This is a genomic window from Nocardia jinanensis, assembly GCF_014645735.1.
GTDB classification, from domain to species: Bacteria; Actinomycetota; Actinomycetes; order Mycobacteriales; family Mycobacteriaceae; genus Nocardia; species Nocardia jinanensis.
Map to the genome: position 1 here is coordinate 28,474 of NZ_BMMH01000035.1, position 15,360 is coordinate 43,833.

15 protein-coding genes are annotated in these 15,360 nt (G+C 67.2%); 8 read left to right on the plus strand and 7 right to left on the minus strand.

Annotation, left to right across the window (positions count from 1 at the left end):
* Genes IEY68_RS33720 through IEY68_RS33730 form a run of 3 tightly spaced genes read left to right on the plus strand, consistent with a single transcriptional unit; the run spans position 1 to position 6,006 of the window.
* Positions 1–753: a DUF4913 domain-containing protein gene (locus tag IEY68_RS33720; RefSeq protein WP_063000653.1), complete on the plus strand. Its 753-nt coding sequence runs from the start codon at positions 1–3 to the stop codon at positions 751–753.
* Positions 750–3,782: a toprim domain-containing protein gene (locus IEY68_RS33725; RefSeq protein WP_189094661.1), complete on the plus strand. Its 3,033-nt coding sequence runs from the start codon at positions 750–752 to the stop codon at positions 3,780–3,782. Before IEY68_RS33720 ends, IEY68_RS33725 begins: the two co-directional genes overlap by 4 nt.
* 49 nt (positions 3,783–3,831) lie before the next feature.
* The gene (locus IEY68_RS33730; protein ID WP_189094653.1) at positions 3,832–6,006 is read left to right on the plus strand and encodes a hypothetical protein; all 2,175 of its coding nucleotides are present in this window, start codon (positions 3,832–3,834) and stop codon (positions 6,004–6,006) included.
* 67 nt (positions 6,007–6,073) lie between these two features.
* Here the strand turns inward: IEY68_RS33730 and IEY68_RS33735 are convergent, their stop codons facing one another.
* Positions 6,074–6,253 carry a hypothetical protein gene (locus IEY68_RS33735; protein WP_063916460.1) on the minus strand — a complete coding sequence of 60 codons (180 nt, stop codon included), beginning with the start codon at positions 6,251–6,253 and terminating at the stop codon, positions 6,074–6,076.
* Positions 6,254–6,625: 372 nt separating this feature from the next.
* Here IEY68_RS33735 and IEY68_RS33740 point away from each other — a divergent pair, with 372 nt between their 5' ends.
* Positions 6,626–6,997 carry a hypothetical protein gene (locus IEY68_RS33740; RefSeq protein ID WP_189094654.1) on the plus strand — a complete coding sequence of 124 codons (372 nt, stop codon included), beginning with the start codon at positions 6,626–6,628 and terminating at the stop codon, positions 6,995–6,997.
* A 72-nt stretch (positions 6,998–7,069) separates the two neighbouring features.
* Here the strand turns inward: IEY68_RS33740 and IEY68_RS37355 are convergent, their stop codons facing one another.
* The 5 genes from IEY68_RS37355 to IEY68_RS33765 all read right to left on the minus strand — a co-directional run bounded on the left by IEY68_RS37355 (position 7,070) and on the right by IEY68_RS33765 (position 10,633).
* Positions 7,070–7,402, minus strand: a complete 333-nt coding sequence (locus IEY68_RS37355; protein WP_229719200.1) for a hypothetical protein — start codon at positions 7,400–7,402, stop codon at positions 7,070–7,072.
* A gap of 495 nt (positions 7,403–7,897) precedes the next feature.
* Entirely contained in the window at positions 7,898–8,128 is a 231-nt protein-coding gene (locus tag IEY68_RS33750) for a hypothetical protein (RefSeq protein WP_189094656.1), read from the minus strand.
* Positions 8,129–8,817: 689 nt separating this feature from the next.
* The gene (locus IEY68_RS33755) at positions 8,818–9,393 is read right to left on the minus strand and encodes a hypothetical protein (protein ID WP_063000664.1); all 576 of its coding nucleotides are present in this window, start codon (positions 9,391–9,393) and stop codon (positions 8,818–8,820) included.
* Between the two features lie 76 nt (positions 9,394–9,469).
* Positions 9,470–9,688 carry a hypothetical protein gene (locus IEY68_RS33760; protein WP_063000666.1) on the minus strand — a complete coding sequence of 73 codons (219 nt, stop codon included), beginning with the start codon at positions 9,686–9,688 and terminating at the stop codon, positions 9,470–9,472.
* A 99-nt stretch (positions 9,689–9,787) separates the two neighbouring features.
* Positions 9,788–10,633, minus strand: coding sequence for a hypothetical protein (locus IEY68_RS33765; RefSeq protein ID WP_229719201.1), 846 nt, complete (start codon positions 10,631–10,633; stop codon positions 9,788–9,790).
* Positions 10,634–11,065: 432 nt separating this feature from the next.
* On the opposite strand from IEY68_RS33765, the gene IEY68_RS33770 reads away from it, so the two are divergent.
* The 4 genes from IEY68_RS33770 (at position 11,066) to IEY68_RS33785 (ending at position 13,419) form a co-directional block, all read left to right on the plus strand.
* The gene (locus IEY68_RS33770) at positions 11,066–11,662 is read left to right on the plus strand and encodes a hypothetical protein (RefSeq protein WP_189094657.1); all 597 of its coding nucleotides are present in this window, start codon (positions 11,066–11,068) and stop codon (positions 11,660–11,662) included.
* A 151-nt stretch (positions 11,663–11,813) separates the two neighbouring features.
* Positions 11,814–12,080, plus strand: coding sequence for a hypothetical protein (locus IEY68_RS33775; RefSeq protein ID WP_063000670.1), 267 nt, complete (start codon positions 11,814–11,816; stop codon positions 12,078–12,080).
* Complete coding sequence (locus tag IEY68_RS33780; protein WP_063916461.1) at positions 12,077–13,009, plus strand: recombinase family protein; 933 nt, start codon at positions 12,077–12,079, stop codon at positions 13,007–13,009. Before IEY68_RS33775 ends, IEY68_RS33780 begins: the two co-directional genes overlap by 4 nt.
* Positions 13,010–13,041: 32 nt before the next feature.
* A complete protein-coding gene (locus IEY68_RS33785) occupies positions 13,042–13,419 on the plus strand; it encodes an ASCH domain-containing protein (protein WP_229719202.1) in 378 nt (125 codons plus the stop codon).
* Positions 13,420–14,165: 746 nt separating this feature from the next.
* Here IEY68_RS33785 and IEY68_RS33790 read toward each other — a convergent pair.
* Positions 14,166–14,834, minus strand: coding sequence for a hypothetical protein (locus tag IEY68_RS33790; RefSeq protein WP_189094658.1), 669 nt, complete (start codon positions 14,832–14,834; stop codon positions 14,166–14,168).
* Between the last annotated feature and the right edge of the window lie 526 nt (positions 14,835–15,360).

Consider the following 15,360-nt stretch of genomic DNA (forward strand, 5'->3'; position numbering starts at 1 on the left):
ATGACCACCACCGAAAACACCACCAACGGCGCCACCCCGGAAACCGGCACGCCGGTGATCTCGGCGGCCGAGGTCACCGACGCCCTCGCCGACGCGGTCCGTAAGGCGGTCGGCACGAAGATCGCTGCCCAGGCTCGCGATATCGCCGCTGGTGTGGTCGAGCGGATGCTCACGCCTGAGGTCGTGGAGGGGATGCGCGAAGCCGCCGAACGCGAGGTCGCGACCACCCTCGACCACAACACCAGCGAGGCCCCCACCGGGCCCGCCGGAGGCCCGGCGGGTGGGGAGGCCGACGAGGAGGAGCCGGAGCGGGAGCTGGAGTACGAGACGGTCGCGGCGTTCGTGGATGGCTATATCGCGCAGCTGTATCGGCGGGAGACCACCGCGATGGGCACCGAGCGCCAGCGCCGCTGGTGCCCGCACTGGTGGCTGCACGGTGAGGCCATGGCCCGGTTCGAGGCGATGTGGCTCGCGTTCGAGCACCTGCGCCACGGCGATGGCGAGGAGATGTCGACGCTGTGGCTCAACCACATCGACCCGCATATGGCGATCCTGTTGAGCCCGGACGGGCCCTTCAAGTACTGCACCAACGAGAAGGGACACAGCAACCGGCTGGTCGCGCTGCCCACGGTCACCGCGGTGGCGTCGACCGCCCCGAACGGCAACTACGAGCAGGCCGCGGCCGCCTCGACGTTGTGGCGGCCCGAAGGTACACCGTCTCGGGCCAAGACCGTCATGGCGTGGCCGGAATGAACGCGCCGGCCAGAGCCCGCCGACCCCAGCAGGCGGCGGGCCCACGGGATCAGGGGTCGTGGGAGCGGATCTCGACCGCCCTCGACGATGCGATGGGCCCGGGGCGCACTGCGGGGTCGTGGACCCAGTGGTGCTGCCCGGTGCACGAGAACGACGGCCGCCGTCACCGGCCGTCGCTGTCGGCGAAGTATCTGCCCGACCGGGGCCGCACCAAGGTCATGTGCCATGCGGGCTGCCCCGACGAGCAGGTCCTCGACGCGGTCGGGCTGAAGGTCTCCGACCTCTACGACGAACCCCGCCAGCGCGGCCAGCGCACCTACAGCGCCGGGCCTGGGCGGCAGCGGCCGCGGCTTCCGGCGAAGAAGGTCTCGCGCGCCGACCGGGCGCTCAAGGCCGCCGGGATGCCGCTGGTGCAGGCGAAGAAGACCGACCACGGGGCCAAGAAGACGCCGTGGAAGCAGGTCGCGACCTACCCGTATATGCGGGCCGACGGCACCGTCGCTGGTGAGGTCATCCGGCGTGAAGCCGAGTTCGAACGTGGCCGCGACAAGGAGTTCCACCAGAAGCGGTGGAACTCCAAGACCGGCCGGATGGAGGCCGGCGGGTTCGAGGCCATCCCGTACCAGCTGCCGATGGTGCTGGACGCCATCAGCAACGGCCGCGTCATCTACGTCGTGGAAGGGGAGAAGGACGTCGCTTCCGCCGAGGCCGCCGGGCTGGTCGCGACCTGCAACGCCGGGGGAGCACTGTCGTGGACTCCCGGGCACGCCAAATGGCTGGAGGGGGCGGGCACGGTCGTCATCGTCGCCGACCGCGACACCGCCGGATACCGGCGCGCGGACAAGGTCGCCACCAGCCTGTCGGGTCTGGTGGAGCGGGTTCGGGTGGTGGAGGCCGCCACCGGCAAAGACCTCACCGACCACCTGCAGTGCGGGCACGAGATCGGCGAGCTGTGCCCGATCCCTTACCTCGATCCCTACACCCGCCCGACCGCCCGCTCCGGACCGGGCGCCGACGCCGGGCCGCAGCAGTCACAGAGCACGCACACCCCTGCCGCCGAGACCGAACCGGTCTCGGCGGCGTCATCTCCGCACCCGGGAGGAACCGCAGAAATGCCGAAATACATGATGGCGCCGGATCTGGACGACGCTCCGGCCGACAACAGTTCCGATATCGAGCACGCCGGCGCGCAGCTGTCGATGTTCTGGCGGCTGCTGCTCAACCAGCTGCTGACCTACGCGCAGAAGCTGGCCGAGCAGCGACGCAAGGACCTGGAGACCCTGGCCGAACGCGAAGCCGCGCAGCGTGAAGCCGACGAGGAGCGCCTGGCGGCCGAGCGCAAAGCCGTCGAGACCCGGCTGCAGGCGATGAAGGAGCAGGGCTGGCACACCGCCTCCCGCGAAGAACTCGCCGCCGCGATCACCGACGCCCGGGCCTGGGCGCCGGACTCCGAACCCGCTCAGCAGGCCTGGTACAGCCTGCGCCAGCACCTGTTCCGCGAATACGGCATCTACGTCAACGACAACGACGAGGTCCAGACCCAGGGCAGCCCGGCCGAGGTCAGCGCCGAAATCGCCGCCAAGCAGCAGTTTCGGGCCACCTCCGAACGCACCCGCAAGGCCCAGGACAGGATGGTGCAGCAGGTCGCGGCGGTCGAAGGCCTCGATCAGTCGGTGCGTGAACAGCTCTACGCCGATATCCGCGAATGGGCGACCACGCCGAACCCGAAAACCCTCGACGACCTGGGTAAGAAGCTCGCGGCCGCGAAGGTTCCGGATCGGGTGCGCGACCAGATCCGGTTCACCGCGGTCTATCTCGCCCCGCACACCGCCGAACGCGACGAGGACCGCGACCGCCGCGCCCCGTCGCTGACCGGCACCCACCTGCTGCGGTCGATGGAGGCCCCGCTGGTCGACCCCGGCGAGGAGACCAAGCCCCGCGTCGACCAGATGCTCGTCTCCTACCAGGATCAGCTGCGCGCCGGGATGGTCACCGACCGCACCCGCGGCGCGCTGGGCAAGGCGGTGGCGATGCTGACCCCGGAGGATCAGAAGATCGCCCGGGACCGCGGGGTCCAGATCCGCAAGGACCCCACCGCGAAGTTCGAGCCGTTGTGGCCTGATCACGTGGACCGTGACGAGCTGACCACCACCGTGCAGATGTATGCCGCGCTGCGTCCCCAGGCCGACCGGGCGGTGGTCACCGCGGGCGACTACGGCGCCGGTGAGGCCACCGCGCTGCGCGAGAACGCGAGCAAGTACCGGCGCAAGATCGTGGCCGCTCTGACCAAGGGCCAGGGCCTGCACGATCTGGAGCGCGACCAGCTGTCGTGTGTGCTGCGCGATGTCGACGCCGGCCAGAGCGCCCCGGCGATGTTGTGGGCCGATGACCGCAGCGCGGCGGCCGTCGATTCCGAACGCGCCGACATCCTTGCCCGCGAAACCACCCGCATCCACCGCAAACAGCTGACCGAGATCCTGTCCACCAGCCAGGTCGACCACCAGGCGGTCCGGGCGGTGCGCGCCGATATCGACCGCGTCATGGAGGACCAGGTGCACTTGGCGGCGGGCCGGATGAGCTACCGCGACTACGGCGAACACGGCAGCCAGGACCGGCTGGCGGTCGCGATGGCCGGCGCCGGTATCGCCGAACCCCTGCGCAACCGGGCGATCAACCATATCGACGACGCTGCGGGCAACGCCGCGATCGACGGCAAACAGGCCCAGCGGATCCGGGACCGGTGGGCCGATCGCACCGATGCGGTCATCGCCGCCCGCACCCCGGCCAAACCCGCCTTCAACTCTCCCGAGCACAAGGCTGAAATGGAGGCGGCCCTGGAAGCGGACGGGCTGGACTCCGACCAGGTCGCCCAGCGTATGGCCGCCGCGTCCGGCCGCGCGAATCCTCCCTCGACGGCGGTGAAACGGGCACCGGGGCAGGGCGGATCGCGGCGCACCTCGCCCGGTTCGGGTGTGCACCGGGTGCATCACCGCAACAACGACCGCGGTGAACCCGGGTACGGCCGCTGACCCTGTGATGGCGCACGACCCCGAGACCGGAACACCGACGTACGCGTGGATGACTGCGCCACCGGAGTACAAGACCCGCCGACAGCTCAGGTCGGCGGGTCTTTGTCCCGGAGGCCAGGACATCGCCGCCTACATGGTCGGCAAACGCCGAGGCCGCGAACTGATCGCGCACCTATTCGACATCCGCAAGGCCAAACCCAAACGCACACCGTCCCCGTTGCAGCTGGCCGCGATCCGCAAGGCCACCACCGAGCACCAGACCCGCGCCGCCGAACGCCACGGGATCCCGCGACACCAACTCCACCAGAGCACCGACCCGGGCCCGGCCTGGACCGCCGGACCCACATTCCAGGAGCACACCACCATGAACCAGCACACCGAACTGCACCCCGACGCACGTGTTTTGCAGGCCCACGGCCTCATCGACGACGAACAAGCCGCCACCCTCACCGAAGCTCAGGAACTGCTCGGTGCACCGGCCGGCCACGGACAGCGCATCACCTACCTGCATGCGGTCGCCGCGACCAGCCAGGCCCGCCACGCCCGCACCGAACTGCACGGTCTCCGCGACGCAGCCGACCGCGGCCGCGAAGAGGCGGTGGCCGCGCTGCAGAAACTGCGCGAGCAGGCCGAGCCGGTGCTGAGCCGCCACGCCGCCGCCTTCTTCGACCAGCGCGAACGCAAAGCGCTCGCCTTGGCGACCGGCCTGCTCTGGCGCGAGGACGACCCCCGCGCCGCAGCGCTGGCCGGTGAGATCGTCGAGAACTACCACGGTGACTGGGGAGTGATCATCGACCCCGACACACTCACCGTCAGCATCGACCCGCAGTTCGACCCCGCCGCCATGCAGCAGTTCGAGGAAGCCGCCGCAGTGTGGGCCCGAGAAGACGCCGCCTTCGATATCGTCACCGACGCGCCGATGACCCCTGCAGCCAAAGACGCGGCCAGAGACGCACTGATCCGCTGGACCCACAGCTGGGGCGAACCCGACAGCTCCCGCACCTACATCGCCACCCAGGAACAACGCCGCGAGCAGCTGCGCCAAGACCTGGCCGAAGCCCAGCTCAACGACACCGACCGCGCGCGGGTCGAGTTCATCGTGGACTACCTGCGCGCCGATATCTCCCGCACCGACCTGCTCGACACCCCGGTCCTGGTCGACCCCGGCGAGGAAGTCCGCGGGCGGATACCGAAACTGCTGGAACACTTCGCCGCCAAACGGATCGCTCCCGGCGAGATCGCCGAGGAAATCTCGGTGATGACCGACGCCGACCAAGAGGCCGTCCGCGCCGTCGGCCGGGCGATCGCCGCCGGGGAGGCCGTCGACTACCGGGTGTGGCCCGAGTACGTCGACCGCGACGAGGTCGCCGAGGAGCTGAACCTGTACGCGATGGACGTCGAGGAACAGCGCGAGCAGGCCGACTACATCGCCGAACACGACATCAGCGGCGAAACCCCTGAACAGCTCGGTGTCGGCGACGAACTCGGCCCGCGCCTCGAACGGATGGCCACCCGCCGTGAACAGCTGCACGCCGTCGCCACCGGCCCGAACGGGCTGACCACGCTGGAGCGGGCCCAGCTGGCGGCGGTGCTCACCGACCTCGACGCCGGCCGGATCCGCAACGACAAGGAGCTCCCGGAACTGCTGTGGACCGACGAACGCAACAAAGCCGATGTCGACCAGCGACGCAGCATGGCGCCCGCCGGTGAACTCTCTCAATCCGCTGAGGCGGCGATGCGGGATGTGCTCAACCGCACCGGCGTCCTCGAACGCCGCGACCGCGAGGCCGGAGTGCTCGACCACGCGCTGTCCTCGATGAGCGACACCCTGTTCAGCGTCGCCGCCGGCGCGTCCCTCGGGGTCGACAACGCACGCAGGGAATTCGCCGACAAACGCGGTCGCCTCGGCGAAGCGCTGGCCAACGCCGGGGTCGACCGCGACACCAAACTCGAAGTCCGGGCACTGGTCGACGACCGGGCCCGCGACGCCGGAAAACTCGGCCGCACCGCGGCCGGACGGGCGCAGCGGTGGACCGCCCGCACCGATGCGGTCATCGCTGTACGCAACGACGGCAACGCCCAACGCGCCGCTGTCGCGGCCGGCCGGGCACCCCGCCAAAGCCGGAACTGCGCCAGCCGCGGAGACCGGCCCGCGCAACGCAGCACCCCGGCACCGGCCCGCGCTGCGGGCCGTCGACAACTCCACAGCGACCTGGGTCGATAACCCACTCCCGAAATACAGCGCAGCCCTGGCGACCGTTACCCGCCAGGGCTGCGCTGTGTCCCGGAACCTACTTCCTGTCCGAACTGGTCTCGTTCTCGCTCTTCGCCGCACTCGATTGGGCGCGTGAGGCGAATCCGGACTGCGCTGAGCTGCTGTCGGGATTCTTGTCGGCCGCCGACTGGATCCGGGATGCGGCCGAACTGGTCATCTTGCCGCCACTGTGGCCTCTGCCGCCTGATTTCGACATCGCGAGCTCCTTCCAGTTCCCTCAAGTCCCCCTCTCCGGAATACACCCGCCCGCCCTGGGCTGCACAGCAGCCGTTCTCCGCCGGGCCACACTGCATTCTCGGCTGAGGTCAGGCGATCGTCTCCGCGGTGTGGAGGATGGCCACGCATCCGCGCCCCGATCCACGCAACGGCGTGAGGGCCATCGCGCTGGAACTGCACGCAAGCGATAGCGGGGATCTGCGCGAGCCGTGGGATCGGGGTAGAGACTAATTCGCCGGATCCGGCGGTATCGGCCTTGTCGACGGTAAACCATTGCTGTGCAACAGTTTCCCAGTAGGGTGATTCGGCGAACCGGCCGTCGCGCAGGACGATTTGGAAGGGGAGCCCGACAGTGACCTCCGAGAAACCCACTTCTTCGATCCCTGCCGTGACCGGCCCGCTGCAGTGCGTGATCGCGATCCGGCGGGCCAGCCTCATGGCGGTGCGAGGCAAAAGCATCGACGAAGAGATCGCGTTCACTGCCAACCTGCTGACGTTGCCACGAGTCGGTGATCACCTCGTCTTCGACCCCGACGGTTCGGAGTGCCGGCTAACGGTCACGGTGACCGACATCTATCACGAATTCCTGCCCTACCAAGGTTTTGAGGACGGTCACAGGACCTTCGTGGTGGAAGCGACGACCCGAGACACGGATGCACTCGCCAAACTGAGTGACAACGAAACGCTCCGCCGGTGGCTCGCCGAGTTCGACATGCTCAGATAACGAATAACCCCAGGCGACACCCGAGGCAGTTTCGGTCCCGCTGGCGTGGCAGCGGACCTACCCCGTCATGGGTCAGCAGGGCGCCAGCGGAAAGCACGGTTCCGGTGGAACCGCCGGCTGCGCGGGTACGACCGGCGAGGGCACCGCGGGCGTCCCGGTTTCCTCGGTGGGCACGTCCATGTGGGTGATGGTCAGCACGACCAGCACGAGAATCCCGGCGACCAGCAGCGCCCCGAGGAACCACAGGGTCGGCATGACCGAGGCGCTGCGGGATCCGGGATAGTACGGCGACCGGCCGCCACCCCGGCGAGGTGCGGGCCGGTCGGTGAAGCGGGTGTAGGCCTTCACGTTGGTCCCGCCCAGGCGTCCCCCGCGAGCGTGCATCCTCGGCGATTCGATCCCCATGACCGGAGTATGACTCGAGGCAGCGACATGCGAGCAGATATCAGAGTCGTTGCCTATCAAGATGTTTCGCTACAGGGACAGGTCATTGAAGGACCAGAGACGCTGACGAACCCCGCGAAGACTGGAGCACCACCGTCGAGAGGAGGCCAAATTTTGTTCAAACATGCACCACTCCAGAGCTTTTGGAGTCTCCGACCGACTCGGCAGCCCCGCTGTCGGCTCAGGCGACGAAAAGAAGTTCGCCAGGGTGCATCTGGGCGACCTCGAGATAAAACCCCAGTACAACGGCGTATAGTTGCCGATTTGCCGACGGATTTGACACACAGATTTTCTAGTGAGGTCAGTCACATAAGCCACGTCCCCCGTGTATTGTCTCTCAAGCAGGGAGCTATGTTGAGTCCTGCGCTTGGGTAATTCCATTTGGAGACAGCCTGGGCCAGATACCGAAAAGCCCGGCAGCTGGGCGCCCACCCTGCTACCGGACCTCGGGTCTAACTACGCGGTATGACGGCTACCAACCAGCACCGCGTGTACTGCATTGACCACCAGCCGGGCGACGATCACCGAGATTGCCGCCCGGCTGGAGTCGACCTCGGCAAGAATCTGCAGAAGCCTGACGATCTCCAACGCGAACGAACCGATCGTGCACACGTCGACGGCCGCACCCCTCATGCGCGTCCACACGGACGCAACCTTCGGGGTACCCGGATCGTGCTCATCGTTCATCGAACCTGCCTTGGTACAGATACCGATACCCACGAGGGGCAGGGCGATCGGGAGATTCCCGATCCCGGCCGGGTGACCGGGAATGCCTGTACTTCAGCGGTGTCCGAGCTGCGAAGATCAGCACGAAGCGACAATCGGAGAGACTACCCCGTCCGGCCCGACACCCTCGCGACACACCCCCGGTGAATACCGTCATTGGGGTTCCGCGAGACGGCCCAGCCGCCAGGCGATCCCAACCGCGAATCGGCCGATTCGAGCATAAGGCCAGCTCACCGGGGGATGAACCGGCCTCCGAAAGCTCACCGAATCGCCCTGGCTCGGTGCGGAATTTGTAGACCACCTGTAGACGATCTGGTAGCCGTCACCGTTGACCCGCTTGCCGAAGACGTACTTCGTCACCAGCCGGAACCGGTGAACAGTACGACGACTCCGGATACCCGATACGAAGATCTGCCCTGCGTAGGGGGTTGTGATCGGTGTCGTGGATATCCCAGTTCGGGTGGTACAAGCAGACGCTGGCTGCCATGCTGGATCCGGGTCCGGGGGCGGGTGGCGGACTTGAAACCGGCCAGCTCCTCCAACTCGGAGACCTTCACCGAATGTAGACCTCGTTGTCGTAGCCCTCGAATATCCAGACGGATCACGATGACGACATTGGTGAGCACCACCTCGCCCGCCCCACGCGCCGGCTATTCGTGGAGTCGGCGGTGCAGCTCGCCCAGACGTTCCACCGCGGTGGTGAACGACGGGAGCGAATCGGCGGGCAAGGAGTAGGCGGTCACCTTGGAGGTGACCGGATTCGGGTAGCGGTAGGCCTGGATCAACCGCCGATCGGGGAGTGCGTGCCCGACGCCCTCTCGCCGAGCCGCCATGTTGAGCGTCTGCGTCGCCGCGCGCAGCAGCGGGTCACCGGTCAGCTCGGTGAGCCGTGCGACAGAAGCCGAGCCGCCCTCGGCGACGAGGGCCTGCACCAGCCGATGCCCGGCGGCCGCCGAAGTTCGCAGGATCCGCTCACACAGTGCAGGAGTCCACCGCACGACCTCGTCGGGGTCATCGGCGGCCAGCTCAGGTTCCACGGTATCGGAATTATCGGACGCGGCACCGGGGAGAAGGCCCGACAGTAGATCGGCGAGGGCGACCTGGGAGGCGAGTAAGCCCAGCCGAACCCGCACCTGTGGCGTCATCTCGGAATCGGCGAACTCGTCGATAGCGAGACGCAGCTGTTGACGCGCGAACTCAAGATCGTCGAAACCTGCCACACTCATGGCGCCGACGGTATCCGCACCGCCGGCGCAGCGCTCCCGGTCGGCGACCGAGTGAGACCCAGTACCGGGCGACCCGCTACTGGCGCCGTTGGACCGGGAGATCGTCACCACGGCCCTGGTCGGCGAGCGCGAGGCCAATTTGCTGGACCCCGAACGACAAGAAGTGGATCGCGTTCGCGAGCTCCTGGACGGCCGGATCGTTGTGGGACCGAAGCCTAGAGACCTTCGCAGTCGCACTCTTGCAGTTCTGAATGCCTTCGTGGACGAGTTCGAGCCGAGTGCTGAGGTCCGTCATTCCAAGTTCTCCTTCACGATGGGCTGCAACTCGCCATGTACATCGCGCATGCTATCCACCGCGTGCTCGAAGCCGGGGGTGATCAGCAACCAGTGCAGTTCAGGTGCCTTCGGCGAGTCGCCGCAGAATGTTTGCGAGCAGGATAGCGGCGTCAGCAGCGATCCCGGCCGAGCGGCGGGTCGCCGTCGACGAGTGTTTGACGTGATGGGACAGCTCAACTGCCTTGTTTGCGAGGCCGCGGACCTCGGCGTTACCCGGTCCGGGGGCGGAGTCGTCGATGAAGCGACCGATCCGAATCTTGGTCTTGTCGATGGGTGGCTCAGTTTCTCCGTCACGGAGGTGGCGAGCAGGTTCGTAAACGGTGCGGGACAGCGCCTCCAGCACGCCCACACAGTGAGCGCCGATCGCCCGGTAGTCCTGTGGGGTGGTAGCCGTCTGGAACCGCCGGCGCAGTTCGCGGATCTCCTCGTCCACCCGCGGCCAGCCGGTGAGCGGACGAGGGGATATTGGATCCGCGAGAGCATCTAGGCTGCGTTCTTCCAGAGCGACGAGTTTGACCCGCGCCGGCTCGAACAGATCGGAAAGGATTATGCGTCGCGCGTGCCAGGACCCGCTGGCGTCGTTGCGTATCCAGTACGTCTTGAACGTGGTGAAGTTCCGGAACGGTGGTTCGAAGTCGACGCCGAGACGCTGGGTGACAGCCCGCAGAGCGAAGAGCGCGGCTTCGAGTTCCGAGTCGTCCAGCTGCTCGCCGCCGCGGGTGCCGAAGGCCAGCAGCTCATCGTGTACGAGATCCAGCAGTGGGATGGCCGCTTCGATATCGGGACGATCGGATAGCGGGCCGCGGCGAAGAGCCACCACCAGTTTCTGGTTGAAGCGAGTCTGCTGGGTCCCGCCGAACCCGGAGCCGAACCCATCGGCGATGAAGTAATCGGACGTGAGCACGGATCGATGATGCCCCAGAGCAGGGCGGGCCTGCTCTGGGCGTTCGTCTCATAACCAAGGTTTCGAGACAGCAGTGCGGGTTCACCCCCGACCCCGGCCGGAGAGGTCGCGTAATCCTGTCTCGATACTGGTAGCTCGCCGTGCTGCGCCTAGCTGTGCCATCTCATGAGGTTGGTTCCGCTGGCCGAGTCGGGAACTCATCGGTGTCGTGGACGAGCCAGCGCAGGAACGCCACCACGTGTGCGTTCAGGTTCGAATCGATGGCAGCGACAGCCGCTTTCGACCGCTCGTGTAGCTCAGGGTCCGCTCGGACGGTCATGACCGGAAATCGGTGCTGACTAGGCATTTCTCTATCATCTCACGGTGGACGTCCACCCGTCGATAGCGGTAGAATCAAAGGTGGACGTCCACCTTTGAACTGGGGAAACGCTGATGAATCCAGAAGATCACACCCGAGACGAGCAGCGCCGAGCGATGATGCTGACCCCGGAGCTGGTGGGTGACTTACTTCTCATCGCGCTGGCGATGGAGGAAGCCGTTGCCATGTGGGCCGAACGGCGGCAAGCCGAACAGGACTCGAACGTGCGGCAGCTCGCACGCCGGCAGGGCACGTCACTGCGGGAAATCGCGACCCTCACCCGAGGCGCCGACGACGCGCGCGCCCGCGCATGGGTCAAGGCCACGATCGCAAGCGACGCACCGACCGAGGACGGCCGCCACGGGATGCTGCGCAAGCACCTGCCGAACCTGGACTGGGACACCATCTACAACTGGGCCACCGGCGCAAGCAGCGAGACCGGCGGGCGAGTGGGGTCAGCAGCAGCCGGGGACCGGACCAGTGCGCTGATGCCGCCGCGGTACCGGTCACGCCGCCGGTGCTACTGCGGGTGCGGCGGTAAAGCCACTCACACCGGACGCGCCGATGGCATCACCCTGGTCACCGGCTGTGAGTTGTCCATGCAGCGCTGGGTCCATACGGGCGAATACCGCACACACGCCCAACTCGAGCAAAGCCGACGAAGGCGTTGATCACCAAGTTCAGCAGGGTGGTATGGGTTCCGAAAACGATCGTTTTTGCGAACCATCCACGCGTACGGGAACTTCCAGGTAGAATGAGTCTTGTAACTCAATCCCTAAATCATCGTTCCGTATACGGTGTTTGCGAGTTTGGAGACTCTCAGTGTCAGAGGATGACGGGCAGGTGGACGACCTCGGTCGGTTCTCGTTCCGCACCGCGGGGCAGCTGCGGCTGCTCGGCGAGCGCATGACCGCGCTGTCGATGCAGCCGGACGGGTACGCCCCGGACGACCTGGCCGCACTCGCCGATGCGCTGCAGGGCATGGCATTGCGTTGCGCGATGAGCACCGGGAACACGGCTCTGCTCAACGAGCTGTCCGGCCGGAACTGGCGCGAGCTCGGCGAGGGCGATATCGGCGGTCTCCAGTGACCCGCTACGGGTACGCACGGGTCTCGACCCGCGACCAGTCCACCGACCACCAGATCGACGCGCTGCTCGCCGCCGGCGTCGCCGAGGAGGACCTGTTCGTCGAGAAGATCTCCGGCAAGCTGTCGTCGCGGCCGAAGCTCGATGAGCTGCTGGCGACGCTGCGGCCCGGGGATCAGGTGGTGGTCACCCGGTTACGGCGTATCGGGCGCAGCCACGCGCACCTGCTCGATCTGGTCCGCCAGTTCGGCGAGGGCGATATCGACTTCGTGGTCCTGGAGCAGGGCATCGACACCGCCACCCCCGGCGGGCGCCTGATCTTCCACTTCCTCGCCGCGCTGGCCGAGTACGACCGCGAACTCATCGTCGAGGGCACCAAAGACGGGCTGGCGGCCGCGAAGGCCCGCGGCCGGGTCGGCGGACGACCGCGGGCGCTGTCGCAGATCCAGCTCGACCAGGCCCAGCGCATGTACGACGAGGACCAGCTCACCGTGGACCAGATCGCCGACGCGCTCAAGGTCGGCCGCTCCACCCTCTACCGCCAGCTCGGCACCTACGAGGGCGATTGCGCCCTGATCGTCTACCGCCGCAGCAAGACCAAGGTGAACCCCGACACCAACCGCCGCTACGGCGAGACCGGCCAGTCCGAGGCCGTGCAGCTCGACGCCGACCGGAAATGGTGGCCGATCGCCCCGACGCGACGGTCGAAGCTCAAGGCGATCGTCTACATCGTCGATGGGGTCGTGGCCCGGGTCCGCGCGGTGGACCCCGCCGGCCAGTGGCACGAAGACGACCGCGGCTACGCCGATGTCCCGCTCACAGCGCCCCTGACCGATATCCAGATCGCCAAGCAGCTGCCCACCCTCGGGCTGCAGCTCGGCGACGAACGCCCGCACGTCAAGGGCAAGCTCCGCGAATACGTCCGGCTCTGACCAGGAGCTGGGAACCGATTGGAACGAGAAAGATGGCACGACTGATGTCGGTGGCCCTGACCGAACCGCAGGTCCGGGCCCGCAGCAAAACCGTCACCCGGCGCATGGGGTGGCACGTACTCAAACCCGGGGACCGGCTGACCCTGTGCCGCAAGGTGATGGGCCGGCACCGCGGTGAACCGCTGGTCCGGATCGTCGACGTCCGGGTGCTGACGGTCCGCCGGGAACGCCTCGACGAGATCACTCCCGATGAGGTCCTGGCTGAAGGCTTCCCGGAGATGAGCCCGCCCGAATTCGTCGAGTTCTTCTGCGGCAGCCACAAGGGGTGCACCCCGGACAGCGAGGTCACCCGCATCGAGTGGAGCTATCTCGACCCGGAACCGGAGGTGGAGCAGTTCACACTGCTGTAGCCCCGCCCCGTAGAACTACCGGCGCTCGACCGGGCGCCGGAGATCCGAAAGGAAAGGAAGAACCAGTGATGAACTGGGAGAGCAATCTCGCCACCGCCGACCCGGAGGTGGTCGAGATCGCGCAGAGCGACTGGGACGAGTGCCGGGCCTACTTCCCCCGCGAGACGGTGCGGTGGGCCGACGCTCTGCGGATCGCGGCGTTCGGCGGTGCCGAGGACGGTGCGGCGTGCGGGCATGGTGCCCGGTACCTGTTGCCGGTGGAGCTGCTGCTCGAGATGCCGGGCCCGCTGGCCGGGGCGCTGGCCGGCGTGCCGCTGGAACTGCCCGAGGGCCCGTGGCCGAACTGGGCCCGCACCGAGCATCGGATCGACTGGCCGGAGCTGATCGACGGCGATCCGGCGCATCTGACCTGGAACCACGACATGTTGAGAGGGAACATGGGTGCCAGCGGGAACGGTGTCGCCGCCGCGTACCGGCTGCTGGCCGACCACGATCTCGACCCGCGTATCGACGCGATCCTGTGGATGGAGGTCGATGGCCGGTTCTCCGTCGAACCCGCAGGCCTATTCGCAGACGCTGCGATCGACCACGGCCTGACTCGCCGGGTGGACGACATCCTGGTGGCCAGCGGACGCCCGCGGGATCGTCTTCACGACGACCGCGAAACGGGTTCTGGCTGCTGGACGCCTGATACCTGCGAGAGAAACGAGAACCGGCCGGCCAGTATCCGGCCGGTTCTCGCATTTTCAGGGTTGCACACGCGGGGCGGTACCGGGCTCGCCGGGTTCAGGCTGCGCACCCGTATCCGGGGCCGGCGCCCCCGCAACGCTTTCCGGGTCGTCGGTCGAGCCGTACCGGTTCCACCAGGGCTGTTCCTCCTCCTGGTCGCCCGGTGTGGGGGTGGAAGGGGGTTTCTTGATCGTGCCGATGAAGGCGGCCTGAGAGCGCAGCCCGTCCTCACGGATGGAGGATCTGGCCCGGGCGGGCATGGTGGCGAGGAGGGCGTGGTTGAACAGGCAGCCCAGCACGCACAGCGGGGGAAGCCAGACGATCATGACGATTTCGAGGGTGTCCATCGGTGTCGGTGGGCGGGTGATGACGAAGACGTTCCCGGCGACGCTGCCCCCGAAGAACACCACCAGCAGCCCCAGATACGGCCAGGCCATCGCGGCGACCCGTTTGTAGGGTGAACGGGACAGCGCGACCCAGGAGTAGGCGATCACCGCGATAACGAGACCGCCGGTCACCGGATACAGCCACGCCAGCGGCTCGGGGACGCCGGCCACCCGCGCCAGGGTGGCCGTGAAGGAGAACGCCGTGGTCCCCGCGACGACGATGAGCGCCATACCCAGACGTATGAGCCCGCGCGGGAGCCGGAACAGGCGGTGGTCGGGGATTCGGTCCACGTGGTCCATCGGCGCCTCCTGGTAGCTGATCCGCCAAACGTGCAGGCTCCCAACAGGATATGGCCGTGCACCCGACCCGAGCGGGGAAATCAGGCGGGCGCGGGCGGCGGTGATGACATGGGGTCGCGGTTCGGCGGTCCGCGGTCGTACGCGAGGCCGGATGCGGGCCGAGCTACCACCCTTGTGTGACCCCGGACACGAAATTTTCGGGGTGTGATCTGCATCATCCCGCGTAATAGCTTCCATGCATTAATGCCGGTTGAAGGGTCGGAATATGCCCAGATGGGGACCAACACAGAAGTGCTGCACATCACCCAGGCGACGGAGGGGTTAAGCAACCCGCTCGACACAAGATGTGGTATTTCACCCCGAAACGCGCTAGTTTTCTGCTCAGAACCGAGCAGAAAAACCAGGTGGAGCCGGTGACCGGGGTAGCGACCCCCGCCCACCGGACTCCCTGAAGACACGCGGAATTGAAGGCTAGCTACCGTATCCGCGAGTCAGCAGCACAGATGCCAGTCGGGCGATGATCAGC